Below are 14,136 nucleotides of genomic sequence, written 5' to 3' on the forward strand. Positions count from 1 at the left end.
ATTACAAATTAAAACCATCCGCCCAAGCTGAATCCAAAGGTGCCAGGGACACCACATCCGGACATTGTCTTTATTGACGATACGTTGTTTTTTTTACTCATAGCGCCACAGGGCGTGCTTTAAAAGATTCCTGGGCAATCCCGTGCGCTTGAGCGTTGGGGCGGGATGGGTATGGGCTTCCAATCGCTTTTCCAGCCCATACCCATCCCCTCACTCCTGTTGCCGACTGCGACACTTCTTCAGAACCTGACCGATCTTCTCTTCGATCAGGAATTTCAATCAAGGCTCTGTTCACTTGCTAACAGACTCAGGGAGAGTGTCGATTAATAACGGAAACGAGGAGTGGAAAGAGAAAAGATTGGCTTCCGCGAGTTTTGGCTTTAAATTCCAAACCTCTAATCCCTTTAAAATCAAGGAATTTAAAACAACATGTCTGAGTGTAGGAAGGAAACTTTTCACTTGGAACGGCTTGTTCCATTTCATACACACTTCATCCACACTATCATTGATAAAAAAAACAGCCCGCACGCGGGCTGTTTCACTTCTGTAAGCTCCTGTATTCTTGAGGCGTTAATCCAGTCACTTTCTTGAAAATTTTGCTGAAATAGTAGGCGTCCGGATAGCCGACCTTCATGCCGATTTCATATATTTTACTGCCGCTGTTTTTAAGCAAATACCGGGCTTGCTCGATCCGGGCCTGAATGAGAAAATCGATAAAGTTTTCGTTCGTGGTTCTTTTGAACAGTGAACTCAGGTAATTCGGGGAAATGTTAAGCTGCTGGGAAACCGTCTTTAAGGAAATATCCTTATCGTAATGCTCCAGCATATATTTTTTGGCGCGGGCTACGATATTGTTCCCGTCGTCGATGTTGTGCAGCAGCGAAATAACTTTGTCTTTCAGCTCCAGAATCCAGTTGCGAAAATCGTCCAGCGTACGTAACTGCTCCAAGCTTGACAAGGGCGCGGTCCTGTCCAAATCTTCGCCCGTGAATTCCTTTTCCCAAACCGTCACCATAAAAGTCAGCGACCAGCAGCTTCCGCGAAGCGATTCCTCCGATTTGTTAAAGCGGCTGTCATCGATTTTCCGGACGAATTGATCGAATGCTTCCGTAAGCATCTCTCCGTCAAGCACGTGAAACGCCTTCTCGATTTGTTTAAACTCCTCTTCAAAGCCAACCGTGAGGCTGGCATCAAACTGTCGCTGATAATGATGAATGGTACGCTTCAGCTCCGAAAAGCCTTGATCAAGCGCCGTGCTTGCCTGGCGATAAGCGGTTTTCAGTTCTCGAAGGCGGCTGCATGGCTCGCTGATGCCGATTCGGCATTTAAAGTTCAAAAAAGTTTTCAAAGCGCCCTCCACATGAGCAGCCAATTTCTCGACAGCATGCTTGGTTTCGGTCTCCGAACCGGCCCCGATCGAATGAATAATGGCAAACTCCATCGTATTGGTCGAGGTGACGTAAGCGGGAGGATAATTTTGCAATATTTCTTCAATTATATTCGTGACGCCATAGGTTAGAACATACCTGTCGTCCACGCCGTACTTTTCATATAACTCCCTGTTTTCCACGCGAACTAACAAGCATACCAGATTTTCGGCATGAAGATTGATATCCAGGTAATCGAATTGCACTCGAACCTCTTCCTCATTGATATAGTAGCTGAACAGCAGGTCCTGGAACAATTTTTCCCGCAATGCAGGTAAATTCCTCCTTTTATACCATTCGTCCGCGCGCTCTTCCTCATGTCGGCTTCGTTCGGCTTCAATCTTCCCTTTGACTTTGTTAAGCAGCTCGACAAACGGCTCCGGCTCCATTTCCAGCTTTAAAATGTAGTCCTCAGCCCCGATCCGCATCGCTTCTTTCACATAATCGAAGTCGCCGTAGGAGCTCAGCACGATGAATTTCGTTTCCTTCAGCCGCTCGCGTAAAGCGGAAATAAGCTCTACGCCGTTTAATAGCGGCATCTTGATATCGGTAATGATAATGTCCGGCTTTAATTGCAGGGCTAAATCCATGGCTACTTTGCCATTCTCCGCCTCCGCCACTAAATTAAACCCGTATTTTTCCCAAGGAACCATCGTTTTCAAGCCAACCCTTGCCAACGTTTCGTCATCTGCAATCATCACACTGATCATCTGGTCCTCCTGCCTCGAAATCTGCATCCACAGGAAATCGGATCGTTACGGACGTAAATTGCCCTTTCACACTTTGTATGGCGACGCCGTACTCATCCCCATAAGTCAACCGTAGCCGTTCGTCGACATTTTTAATTCCTATGCCATTGAAGCGTCTGCCGCTGCCCTCGTCATGCCCCTCGCACATGATCTGCTCTACATCCATCCCCACACCGTCGTCGAACACCGTTATCTCCGCCACATCGCCATTGAGTTTCATCGTAATACGAATGCAGCCGGTGCCGCTTTTAGGCTCGATCCCATGGAATATAGCGTTCTCTATAAACGGCTGTAAAATAAACTTCACACATTTGGCCTTAAGCAATCCCGGATCGATATCAAAATCGACATGAAACTTATCCGAATATTTAACCTCCTGGATTTTGATGTAATCCTTGACGATAGCAAGCTCCTCTTCCATTGTAATCATGGCGTCGCTTTTGCTGGTGCTATTCGCAAGCAGCCGGCCGAGCGCCTCCACCATCTCTTTAATGTTGTCCGCCTTTTGAATCATCGCCATCCACCGGATGGAATTAAGCGTGTTATAAAGAAAGTGGGGATTAATCTGGGCTTGCAGCGACTGGTACTCCATATCCTTTTTCTTTGTTTGCTCTTCGACCATCCCGGAGATCAATTCTTGAATTTTCTCGATCATATAATTAAAGCTTGAGCTTAACAGGCCAATCTCATCTTTTCCCGTATATTCGGATTTAACGGCCAATCCGTCTTCTTTCACGCTTCGCATGACGGATGCAAGCTTCTTGATCGGGCGGACGATGCCGAACGCGACGAAATACCAGATAATCCCCGATAATATAAAACAAATCAAGACAACCGCAAGCGAAATATTAAATATAATTTTATTGTCTTTAAGAAGCTCGCTGAGAGGAATGCTGTCCGTTAACCACCATCCATAGCGTTCGATGTGGTAATAAACCATCAGCTGTCTGTCTTGAGTAATAAATGAACCGTGGTCTCCCTGCTGCTCTCTCAATTTATCCAGTCCTGGAAACGACTTCAGCAGCATGCTTTTGTCGGGATGATACACGATTTGCCCGTTATCGTCAAGGATCACGAATTTCCCGGCTTTTTTCATATTGCTGTCCTCGAACAAGTTATCGAACAAATCGCTTCTGATTTTAATATAGATAACCCCCAGCTTCTCTAACGTGGTACTGTTTCGAAACGTCTTGATCATCGAAGGATTATATCCGTTCCTTGATCCATCCGCTCCGTCGGAGTCTTCATTCGGCGTACCGAACCAAAACTGGGGCTGATCTGTCTGAACCGCTTGCTGGTACCAGATCATTTCCTTGAACTTCTCGTCGTCCGGATAAATATCGCTGGTAGCGCCGGTAAAAAGAATGATGCCGTTGTCCCCGAAAATTTGGATGGAGGCCACATTGGAAACGGCGAAGGCCTGCATCGTAAAATTATTGAGTGATTGCTGTGCGCCTTGCAGATCGTAATAACCTTGTATGGAGCCCGGTTTGAAATTGGGGGAAAGCACCTTCTGAATATCCGAATTATAGAGAATATAATCAGCGATTTGTTCGAATTGCTTAAACTCCATACCAATGATGTTCTTGTTATAAACGAGATTATCCAGGAAGGACTCGCTGACTTTGCGCTTCAGCAGGTCAACGGAGAAATAATAGGTGCTTATACTAATAAAAGTTGTCGGCAATAGCATGACCAACATAAATGAGATAAAAATTTTGCGATGGATGCTGCTTTTTATCCCTAGCCAATCCTTTAAATACATTCGAATCACCGAATTTCTGCGCAGTAAGATATAATGCTAATTCTGCTGCTCGTTTTTGGAAGCCATCCATGCGTCGGATCTCTGTTTCATATCCTTCAATGCCTCATCCACACTCCATTCTCCGAGAAATGCCTTGGTGACATCCTCGCTGACCACCTGCAATATTTCCCTCTTGGCAATCGTAATCGTTGTTTCCGGAGTCACATACCGTGTATTCGGGTCTTCGAACACTTGCTTGGCTTCGCGCTCATCAACCCCGGGCGCACTGTAAATCAATTGATCTACCGATTCGATGATTTGGGGGTCGGAGAGTGCAGCCGCAGGCATCATTCCTTTTGGAGCCACCGTTTCATCAGGACGGTCCAAACAATAAAATTGAATGAACTCAAACGCTTCCTTCGGATGTTTGCTGTTACTCGGTATGCTCATGTCACTGAAGGTGATCGGGGAAACCGTAGGAGCGTTAGCGTCAATTCTCGGCATTTGCACGACCCCCATCTGGAAATCATGTTTATATTCAGGAAGACGACTTCTCCATACATTATAAATCGGTTCTATAAACATCGCGAATTTGCCTTTGAAAAATAAACGGGTCCGATTCGTCCCTATGTCCAGCTTTTGCGCGGGAAATTCGGTTAACGGCATAATCGACCGGTCTCTATTCTGCATATCGATAAAAAACTGGAGGCTTTGCTTGTAGCTGGGATGATCAAAATTCGTTTCATGCTCGTTCTTGTACATGCCGTTCAAGCCAAGTGTTTGAATGGCCAGAGTGCTCCAGCCGATGGACGTGTCGAGCGGATAGATGACGGAGCCGTATACTTTGTCCGGGCCTTCCCCTTTCGTCAAAAGCTTGGCGGTTTCCATAAAATCCTGCCACGTCCAATCCGCCTTAGGATAAGGAATATGCGCTTCATCGAACAATTGTTTGTTATAAAACACGGCAAATTTATTGACCCCGTAAGGAATACTGTAATAATGCCCGTTGATTTTGGTCAAATCGGTAAGAGCCTTTCCAAATGTCTTTTCATAATCGATATGGTTTTCTATTAGATAATCGTCGAGAGGCAAATACAAATTATTTTTTACCCTCTCCCTTAGGTCATCCGGACTAAACTGGGCGGTAACATCTATGGATTCGCCGGAAATAAGAAAAGAATTAATTTTGGATGGAATGTTCGAGGTGCTGGGAAGCTGATGGAAGATGGCTTCAATAGCGGGATGCGACTTATTAAACGCTTCAAACGCCGGCTTCATTCCGGGCTCTGCCGTCCAATGCCAAACATCAATTTTGACTTTGTCCCGAGCAGTTGTCGTTTCGTGCTTGCTGGTCAGCTTCTCGTCCGAGGAACACGCGGTTTCGAAAAAGAACAGGATCAGAACATTTGCTGCCAGAAGGATGACCGGTTTCAGGTTCATAATCATAAACTCCCTTTCACATGAGAGAACATGGTACGTACAAATTCATTGTATCATAGGTTTATGTTCATATTCATCACGAATTTGTATGGACATCCCTTCTTTGGGGACGGCTTTTGCATCGTTTCATTACGGGTAAACGGCCGAACTCGGACATATGTCCGAGTTCGGCCGCTATCCTTATTCTTCATCCTTATGGATTCGAATGATATTATATTTTGAATCATCAAGCGCCGGCCCTACCCCGGGGTCTTGCGGCACGGTCAGGATCCCGTTCGCCGGTTCCGGCGCATATTTGAAATAACGGTTTCGATCGGGAATAACCTGGTATAAATATTCGGCGAACGGCGATAACGCCTCCGACTGGGCAGCTACAATTTGCGCCGCTGCTAAAACCATATGACCATGCGGAACTACGCGAACATTAGGATAGGATGTTTCAACCATCTTGCAGATGGCGATCGATTCAGAAATACCGCCACACCATTCGGGATCGCATTGAACATAATCAAGCAGCCCTTTATCCAGATACGGCTTCAGGCTCCACCGGGTATAGAGATGCTCCCCGCCGGCCAGCGCCGCCCCCGGATTGGCATGTTTGATCCTCTCATAGCCTTCAATATCGTCCGGAGCCACAGGCTCTTCGATCCAAACGGGGCGATAGGGCAGCATTTCTTTGACCAGCTCGTTAACCCAGGACAGTCTCCGGTTCCTGGTGGATGGGTCGTCCAGCTGATCGCTTAACCGGCTCAGGTCATACATCACCTGCGCATCCTGCGGCAAAGACTGGTGAAGAACTTCCATAATATGAAGATTGTTCTTGACTCCCGCAGCTTCTACCGGCCTGTGGGGAAGGAAGCATTTATGCCGCTTGAAGCCTTTATCATACCAGTAAGCTGCCTTTTCCAGCGCCTCTTGCGGTGTCTTGCTGCCCATGCAGCTGACGTAAGCCTCAAGCTCGGTGCGTCCGCCATGCAACAGTTGATTTACAGGCTTGCCGCTGGCCTTGCCCCGCAAATCCCATATGGCAATATCTATTGCGCTGAAAGCCGTAATGATTTCCCCTGTTGCCGAATGTCTGGACGTACGGTGCGAACGCCAAATAATGTCCCCGGTTAACGGATCTTTTCCTTGCTCGTAGAATGACAGCGGATGTTCCGGATAGACAGCATCCCACAGGGAAGCGAACTCGATTGCGGGATCAAAAATATTGCGTTTCGCAAGAAATTTGTAAAATACATGCAGCCGGTTTTTGACAGCAAGAAACTGATACTGCCCATCCAAGGGCCCGGCATGCCCCGTTAACCCGCCATAGCAAACAATTTCCACGTACCTTTGCTCATTTTGCAGGTTATGATCGGCTACTTCGATGATTCTGACTTCCTGAATCGTCGACTCAGCATCCAATGCCATATGAAAGCGCCTCCATTTTTTCCCTTAATTTGATCGTCATTTTGAACCAAGTTTACCAAATTGAATCCTATTGTCAAGAGTAAATTGGTTTACTTGAAGCCATCCCTCGGGCACAGATGAGCGTGGCAGAGCCGAATCATTTAATCGGGTTCTTGCGAAAAAACGCAGTAGGATGACGTTTCAATTTTCTACCACAATCCGGGCAAGTCTCCATTTCCGCACGAAAGTATATTTTTTGCTCGGGGACGATTCGATTTTTAGGTCATGCCGGATTGGCCAAGGGAGGACGTATTGTACGGACTGATGACCATCCATTTTCGAAGCTGGCCCTCCTCCAGCCACAATGACGTCATACTTGCTATTTTCAGCAGGGATTGCACTTTCAATTTCATGTCTGGACAGCATTAGAAAGTCTCCTTTCACTTTTAAATGATTTTGTATTCTGCTGGCTAAGTTTTACGATACATAATGCGGAATTGATTTGGGGTCGTATTGTTGTATTTTTGAAAAATTCGAATAAAGTGCCGACCAGAAAAACCGATGGCGGAAGCGATTTCATGAATACTCATATCTGTTTGCACAAGCATTGACTTCGATTGTTCAAGCTTGCACTGAATGGCAAATTCAACAAAGTTCATCCCCGTTTCTTTCTTGAACACTGAACTGAAATAAGTGGGGTTCATTCCTACAAGCTCGGAGCATTGCACCAGCGACACCCCTTCCAGCGCATGCTCACGCATATATTGACAAATTTGCGCAACGGCAGACTTCGCCTTCCCCTTGTTTTCTTCATGTAAAACTTTCATAAAAATGCCAAATAACCGATCCGCAAACCAGTCGTGTATTTCCATAGAGGTACGGCATCCCCGTAATTCTTCAAATAACATATTTTCGCTCAACAAATGATACGTGTTCCCTCCTTCCGATCGAAGAAAGAGCAGCAACGACGCAAGCAAGACAAAGTAGCATTGATAAATAAAACCGGGGTCTTCAGTGGTGCAGATGGATTCTGAAAAGTGCTGCAGCTCATCTTGCGCCTTCGCTTTATCGCCGGTTCTGAGTGCTTGGATCATTTGAGCCTCGACAGATTGGGAGAATACCTGTGAAGCGCTTCTGTGCATTTTATTGCCGTCAACCATGAAGAATACACCCTCGTTTTTTCCGTAAATGCGCTGCTGCAATGCATTCTTCGCCTCCTGATACGAAACGGACGCATCGGCAATGTGGGTATATACTTTTCCGATTCCAACTGAAACTTCGATTTTCATGATCTCTATCATTAATCGGCGAACTTCTACCGCATAACGTCGAATATGAAGCAAGAAGTTATCCGTCGACATTTCTTTCTCCGGATAAAGAATAGCGGAGGCTTTCCCTTCATGGCTGTTAAGTATATATCCGGAGATCAGAAATTGTCCGGTTTGCAGAAGCTCGTTCATCATATTGGCAGCCGCGTATGCGACGATCGGTTCATCGTCTTTCAAGAAGCGACTTTCTTTGTGTAAATTTTCAATATCAACGATCATAACCAAATATATCTCGTTCGGATTAATTCGATGTGTTCGGCAATCTTCATCCAGTGAATGGCGAATGAGTGGATTCCATTCCAGCAACATCTGCAAAAATTTTTCACGCATCGTCGGTTCGATTCGCGATACATAGCTGTTGATTTTGTGCGTTTCATCCTTAAGGTAGTCTATACAGTCTTTCAGAAATGAAACTTCGCTTTCAACCGTTTCCCGTCGCATGTTTCCAAGACTTAATTGTTCCCCGTACTTGATCAGCTGCTCAATCGGATTATATATTCGTCGCAAATGCAGCATGGTGATCCCTATGCTCATAATGACAACTAAAATGACGATCAATGTTACCAGCCACTGAATCCATAGAAATTCGCGTGCAATCCATTCTCTCGGAATCACCGATACATACGTTCTCCCGAGGGCTGTCTTCACATATGTATACAGATAGGTATGCCCTCGGTCGTCCCGAATGTAGCTGCTCTTGGTCGGATCCTCGCTCGTGAGCAAATCCTTCACTTGGGAGTCTGCCAGCAGTGATGGCATAGCTCCGGGTGAACTGAATAATATATCGCCTTGTGTATCACGTACAAACAATGCGGCCGTCCCAGACATATCCTCCAAATCGTTCTGCAAAACGTTGATTTTGATTTGATACATCAAAATTCCCCAGCCGGAGCCGTCATTCGGCTTGGTCAGCTGCCGCCAAAACGTTATATATCCTTTAGCTTTCCCGTACGGGAGCCATACCCATTGTGCCCGCTTGCTTTCTACGGGAATATTATAGATATCTTCTGTGAAATCATTCCGTTTTCTTAGCAAATTTCCAAATTCGCCGGACAATACATAATCATCGCCAAATCGATAGAGCATAATATCCCCGATTAAACGATTCAAATTTCGTGTCCTGCTAATGGCATTAATAAGGTCGTTTTGAAATAAGTAGTCCGTTGAATACCCCGGCTTCCGGTAAGCTTCGTTCATCAAAGGACCCGTTGCCAATTGAAACGAATCCTGTTCCACGTTATGCAGGATCTCTTCGACCCTATCTTTGACATGTGTCAGATTCGTCAGATTTTGATCTATCGCTTGACGTTCGGCTTTGGACATAGACAATTGATGATAGAGAACGCCTGTGATGATTGCAGGGATGCAGATTGAAACACAGCTCAACCATACCAGTCTATTGAGTAGATTTTTACGAAACTTCAGACTCCTCCGTATCTTAGGTGAGTACAGTGTACGAATCCTATTCCACATCGGCACCCCCCCAGCATACTCACAATAACGTTATACCGTCACAACAATCCAGCCCGCCTCTACGATGACCGGATAAGTTTCCACAATGGGGATGTCTTCCTCCAGCCGGTCTACGACTTCCACATCGTACGTTTTCACCAAACATTTGAAGGGGTCGAACATGGATTTCCCGTTGGTAATATCGAATTCCCAGCCGTGCCAAGGGCATCGCACAATTTCGCCGTCCCTCCCGTAAAGATACTCCCCCGGGTCGGAAGGCAGCATCATGCCTTGAACGCGGCCTACGCACAACTGCGCGCCCTGATGGGGACAACGATTTCGCATCGCATAAAACTGGCCCTTGATGTTGAATACTCCAATGGATCGTCCTTCAATAGTTACAATCTTCCGGTCCCCAGATGGGAGTTCCCGAACGGGACATACCATATGTTTGCCCATTACAGCCATCATACTCCTTTTGCGCCAATAATTAAAGATGATACAATTGCTTGGCGTTTTCCAATAAAATGCGATTCAAGGCCTGGGGAGTTAAAAATTCCAGTTGTCCAGGCGAGGCAAAATGTTCATCCGGGTAGTCGCTCGAAAATAATAGCATCTCTTCGAAATTCATCATGGACAACACCTCCAACAGCTCTTCATTGCGCTGAGGCCGCTCCAACGGCTGCGTGGTCATTCTCACGTGATCTCGCAAATATTCACTCGGGAGCTTTTTCACCCATGGAACTTCCGAACGCAGTCCCTTATATTCCTGATCGAGCCGCCACATCAGTGCCGGAATCCAGGTTACCCCGCCTTCCGTAATGACAATCTTCAGATCTGGAAACCGCTCAAACACTCCTTCCGTAAGCATGCTTACCAAATGGACCTGCATGGCGAAAGACAGACTAGCATAGTACTCCAAATAATGGGAGGGATATCCTTGCGACGCCAGTATATTGATGCCGATTCCATCCGCTCCCGGGTGAATGGCGAGAGGCAACCCATGGCGGGCGCAAGCTTCGTAAATGGGATAATAGTGACGTTGTCCAAAAGGGGCGCGCGCGCCCGAATCGGCCACCACCTGCACGAAGTGCGGGTGGCCGGCCCAGCGGTCGATTTCTTTGGCGGCCGCTAGGGGGTCCTGATGGGCGATCATGATCGATCCTTTGTAAGCGCCGTCCGCATTATATTCGTCTAACCAAGTATCGGAGAGCCAACGGTTGTAGGCCGCCGCAACAGCAGTGGCGTAATCCGGATCGTGGTTTGCCGAAACCTCGGCACGAGGCAGTAAAATCACCGTCGTGATGTCGTGAGTTTGCAGCAACTGCTGGCGTAGGAATTCCGGTTCCGTTCCAGGTTTTCCCCCATCGGGGGTTACGGTGCGGCAAGGCGTCACCGGACTTTGATAATAATGATTCACTCGTATATGAAAGCGATGTTTCCATGGTTGGGTCAAATATCGTCTGATCTCTTCGGCGTTTCGCGGATACACATGCACATCACAATCGATAATTCCAGAATGGCTCTTGGGCCATTCCGGTATGGCCTCTATTTCCGCGTTTATCGGGTCTGCCATTTCTTTTCTCCTCTCTTTGCTTCCTGTCTCTATGGACGCGCCGATCACCCGTTTATCCTTTTACCGAGCCCAGCAGCACACCCTTGGCAAAATATTTTTGCAAAAATGGATAAACGACAAGAATGGGCAGCATGGCCACAACGACTGCAGCCAGGCGTATCGTCTCTTGCGGCAAAATTTGATCCGAGTCGGTAAGCGACCCTTGGACTGAATTTGCATTAGCATCGACGATCAGCGATTTGACAAGCAACTGCAGAGTCCACTTTTTCGCATCCGACAAATAAATCAGGGCGTTAAAATAGGTGTTCCAATGACCGACCGCAAAGAACAGAGTAAATGCGGCCAAGGCCGGTAAGGAGAGAGGCAGCACAATCTTGAAAAATACACCGATATCGTTGCAACCGTTTATTTTCGCCGCATCCTCCAGTTCTTCTGGCAGCGATTGCAAAAAGCTCTTGACAACTATCAAACTGAATGAATTGATCATAGCTGACCAGATCAACGCCCAATACGAATTCAGCAAGCCCAAATTTTTAATCAGCAAGAAATTGGGTACGATACCCGCGTTAAAAACTAAAGTGAAAATAACGATGACCATAATCCAGTTGCGTTGAGGCAAATCTTTTTTTGTGAGCCCGTAAGCCATGGTGAACGTAAACAACAAATTGAGCAGCGTACCGATCACGGTAATATAGACGGTGCTATATAAGGCATTTTTGAAGTTGATTGAACCGAGAATATAGCTGTAACCTCTCAGTGAAAACTTTTCTGGAATCAGCGTGAATGCGAACGGCCGATACACCTCAGGATCGGTTAGCGATACGCTGATCACATAAAGAAACGGAAACAGACACAGTAAGGAAAAGGATAGCAGCAAAAAGGAGTTAATATAATCGAAAGCGGTCATTTTCTTTCCAGTGGGCATGCTCAAAACTCCTCCCTTACTCTTAGTAGATACCTTCTTGTCCCATCCGTTTGACGATTGTATTCGCTATCACCACAAGGAACAGGCCGACTACACCTTTGAACATTCCAACCGTAACGCCGACGCTGATCTGACCGCGTTGAATCCCTTGAGTAAATGTGTAGGTGTCAAATACGTCTGCCACATTATTGACCAGTGGGCTTTTCATTAGCAGCACTTGTTCGAAGCCGACGTCAACCATATGACCTAGCCGCAGGATAAGCAGAATAACGATCGTCGTTCGAATAGCCGGCAACGTAATATGCCATATTTTCCGCCAACGGCTCGCTCCGTCCATCTCAGCGGCCTCGTAAAGCTGGGGGTCGACTCCTGCCATGGCAGCCAGGAAAATAATCGTCCCCCAACCGACGTCCTTCCAAATGTTTTGTGCGGTGAGCAGGCCCCAGAAGTAGTCAGGATTGGTCAAGAAGGATTGAGGGTTCCCGCCCGACTGAATGATGAACTTGTTGACCAGACCGACGTCCTGAGAAAGCAGAAAAAAGGTCAGGCTCGCCACCACCACCCAAGACATAAAGTGGGGCAAGTACAGAATGGATTGGTTCAAACGCTTGAACCACTCGTGCTTCAGTTCGTTCAGCATCAGAGAGATGACGATCGGAAGCGGGAAAAAGAAAACGAGATTAAACAAATTAATGACCAGCGTGTTGCGCAGCATAATATAAAAATGCTCGTAGGTAAATAAGTCAATAAAATTATGAAGTCCAACCCATTGGCTGTGCCACATGCCCAACGCCGGACTATAATTTTGGAAAGATAACAGAAGTCCCCACATGGGGGCAACTTTGAACAGCAGATAATAAATAACTCCGGGCAGCGTTAGCAGATAAATGTACCGATATCGGACATACCGGCGCCAAGCAGTCGCTGCATGTCTCCGGGTTTTCGCGGAATTCAAGTCAAGGATATTCTCCCCCATATGCTCACTCCTTTGTGGGTAGTGGATCACTTTAATTTGTACAGTTCTTTTGCATTTTCGAAAAAGATACGTTGACGCATCCGATCGGGCAATTTGGGAAACGCATGTTTCGGTGAATCAAAGTCCCAGTGTGGATAATCGCTTGCGAACATCAAGATGTGTTCAGCATCCATGAATTCCAACTTTTTCACTAGATCACGATCCTTATCGGGTCTTTCGATCGGTTGGCTGGTCAACCGCACGTGATCTCTCATATACTCGCTCGGCTTACGGTGCAGCCAGGGTACTTCTTCGGCAAAACGCTCGTACAGTTGATCCAAGCGCCAGAGTAAAGTCGGCAACCATGCTACTCCTCCTTCGACCAGAACAACTTTAAGCTTCGGGAACCGTTCAAATACGCCTTCGATCAGCAAACTGACTAAATGCGATTGGTAGCTGATAGAATGCAGTGTGCCCCATTCAATATAATGAGTAGGATATCCGATCGTCGGTTGGGTATTGATTCCGATTCCGTCCGCTCCCGCGTGAATCGCGAACGGCAGGCCGTAATGCTCGCAGGCTTCAAATATGGGATAGTATATTTTTTGGCCGTATGGGGCTCGCGATCCGGAATCGCTCAATACTTGAACAAACTGCGAATGTCCTGCCCAACGTTCGATTTGACGGACGGACCCCTCCGGATCCTGTGTCGAAACCAATATCGAGCCGCGAAACACCTCGTCATAGTTATAATCCCTTAGCCACGTATCCGCCTGCCACTCGTTATATGCCGAGCAAATGGCTGTGGCGTAATTTGCATTCGGCATGGGATTGGAGAAAGGCCTGGGAAGCAGTATCGCATAATCGATGCCGTATTCATGGACGAGCTGCTCGCGCAAAAATTCGGGGTTGGAACCCGGCCCACCTCCCCCTGGGGGGACTGAATCCGTGCGGTTGACGTTCATTGGGTGGTGATAAAGATCACGACCCCTTAAAGAAAATTGGGTGCGCCAGCGAGGGTCCAGATACTTTCGAATTTCCTCCGCATTCTTGGGAGCCACATGCACATCACAGTCAATGATTCTTTGTTTGCGCCCCGAATTCTGATTGGCTTTCTCATTAAGAATCTGCATTGGTCACTTTCCTTT

General features: G+C 46.9%; 10 protein-coding genes. All 10 read right to left on the reverse strand.

The genetic code is table 11. From position 1 onward, the window contains the following. Positions 1 to 538 precede the first annotated feature (538 nt). On the reverse strand, positions 539 to 2,137 hold the full coding sequence (locus E1757_RS22010) for a response regulator (RefSeq protein ID WP_165972229.1): 1,599 nt from the start codon (positions 2,135 to 2,137) through the stop codon (positions 539 to 541). Beyond that, positions 2,112 to 3,941, reverse strand: coding sequence for a cache domain-containing sensor histidine kinase (locus E1757_RS22015; RefSeq protein WP_133232124.1), 1,830 nt, complete (start codon positions 3,939 to 3,941; stop codon positions 2,112 to 2,114). The genes E1757_RS22010 and E1757_RS22015 overlap by 26 nt, the downstream gene beginning before the upstream one ends. Before the next feature lie 36 nt (positions 3,942 to 3,977). Further along, positions 3,978 to 5,360: an ABC transporter substrate-binding protein gene (locus tag E1757_RS22020; protein WP_165972230.1), complete on the reverse strand. Its 1,383-nt coding sequence runs from the start codon at positions 5,358 to 5,360 to the stop codon at positions 3,978 to 3,980. 180 nt (positions 5,361 to 5,540) lie between these two features. After that, positions 5,541 to 6,773, reverse strand: coding sequence for a mandelate racemase/muconate lactonizing enzyme family protein (locus E1757_RS22025; protein ID WP_133232128.1), 1,233 nt, complete (start codon positions 6,771 to 6,773; stop codon positions 5,541 to 5,543). Between the two features lie 449 nt (positions 6,774 to 7,222). Beyond that, on the reverse strand, positions 7,223 to 9,316 hold the full coding sequence (locus E1757_RS22030; RefSeq protein WP_165972231.1) for a helix-turn-helix domain-containing protein: 2,094 nt from the start codon (positions 9,314 to 9,316) through the stop codon (positions 7,223 to 7,225). Between the two features lie 267 nt (positions 9,317 to 9,583). Further along, positions 9,584 to 9,991, reverse strand: coding sequence for a Rieske (2Fe-2S) protein (locus E1757_RS22035; RefSeq protein WP_133232132.1), 408 nt, complete (start codon positions 9,989 to 9,991; stop codon positions 9,584 to 9,586). Between the two features lie 31 nt (positions 9,992 to 10,022). Beyond that, the gene (locus tag E1757_RS22040) at positions 10,023 to 11,108 is read right to left on the reverse strand and encodes an amidohydrolase family protein (protein WP_133232134.1); all 1,086 of its coding nucleotides are present in this window, start codon (positions 11,106 to 11,108) and stop codon (positions 10,023 to 10,025) included. 52 nt (positions 11,109 to 11,160) lie between these two features. Beyond that, positions 11,161 to 12,033 (reverse strand): carbohydrate ABC transporter permease, encoded by an 873-nt coding sequence (locus tag E1757_RS22045; protein WP_133232136.1) that lies wholly within the window; start codon positions 12,031 to 12,033, stop codon positions 11,161 to 11,163. Between the two features lie 22 nt (positions 12,034 to 12,055). Continuing rightward, on the reverse strand, positions 12,056 to 13,009 hold the full coding sequence (locus E1757_RS22050) for an ABC transporter permease (RefSeq protein WP_133232138.1): 954 nt from the start codon (positions 13,007 to 13,009) through the stop codon (positions 12,056 to 12,058). Between the two features lie 26 nt (positions 13,010 to 13,035). Beyond that, positions 13,036 to 14,121, reverse strand: coding sequence for an amidohydrolase family protein (locus tag E1757_RS22055; RefSeq protein ID WP_133232140.1), 1,086 nt, complete (start codon positions 14,119 to 14,121; stop codon positions 13,036 to 13,038). Positions 14,122 to 14,136: the final 15 nt, after the last annotated feature.

The organism is Paenibacillus piri (assembly GCF_004354045.1).
Lineage (GTDB): Bacteria > Bacillota > Bacilli > Paenibacillales > NBRC-103111 > Paenibacillus_S > Paenibacillus_S piri.

Bases quoted from the DNA above. Each gene is read 5' to 3' on its own strand.
- E1757_RS22050 (WP_133232138.1), bottom strand. From the start codon at position 13,009: ATGGGGGAGAATATCCTTGACTTGAATTCCGCGAAAACCCGGAGACAT.
- E1757_RS22010 (WP_165972229.1), bottom strand. From the start codon at position 2,137: ATGATCAGTGTGATGATTGCAGATGACGAAACGTTGGCAAGGGTTGGC.
- E1757_RS22045 (WP_133232136.1), bottom strand. From the start codon at position 12,033: ATGCCCACTGGAAAGAAAATGACCGCTTTCGATTATATTAACTCCTTT.
- E1757_RS22035 (WP_133232132.1), bottom strand. From the start codon at position 9,991: ATGGGCAAACATATGGTATGTCCCGTTCGGGAACTCCCATCTGGGGAC.
- E1757_RS22040 (WP_133232134.1), bottom strand. From the start codon at position 11,108: ATGGCAGACCCGATAAACGCGGAAATAGAGGCCATACCGGAATGGCCC.
- E1757_RS22020 (WP_165972230.1), bottom strand. From the start codon at position 5,360: ATGAACCTGAAACCGGTCATCCTTCTGGCAGCAAATGTTCTGATCCTG.
- E1757_RS22055 (WP_133232140.1), bottom strand. From the start codon at position 14,121: ATGCAGATTCTTAATGAGAAAGCCAATCAGAATTCGGGGCGCAAACAA.
- E1757_RS22025 (WP_133232128.1), bottom strand. From the start codon at position 6,773: ATGGCATTGGATGCTGAGTCGACGATTCAGGAAGTCAGAATCATCGAA.
- E1757_RS22015 (WP_133232124.1), bottom strand. From the start codon at position 3,941: ATGTATTTAAAGGATTGGCTAGGGATAAAAAGCAGCATCCATCGCAAA.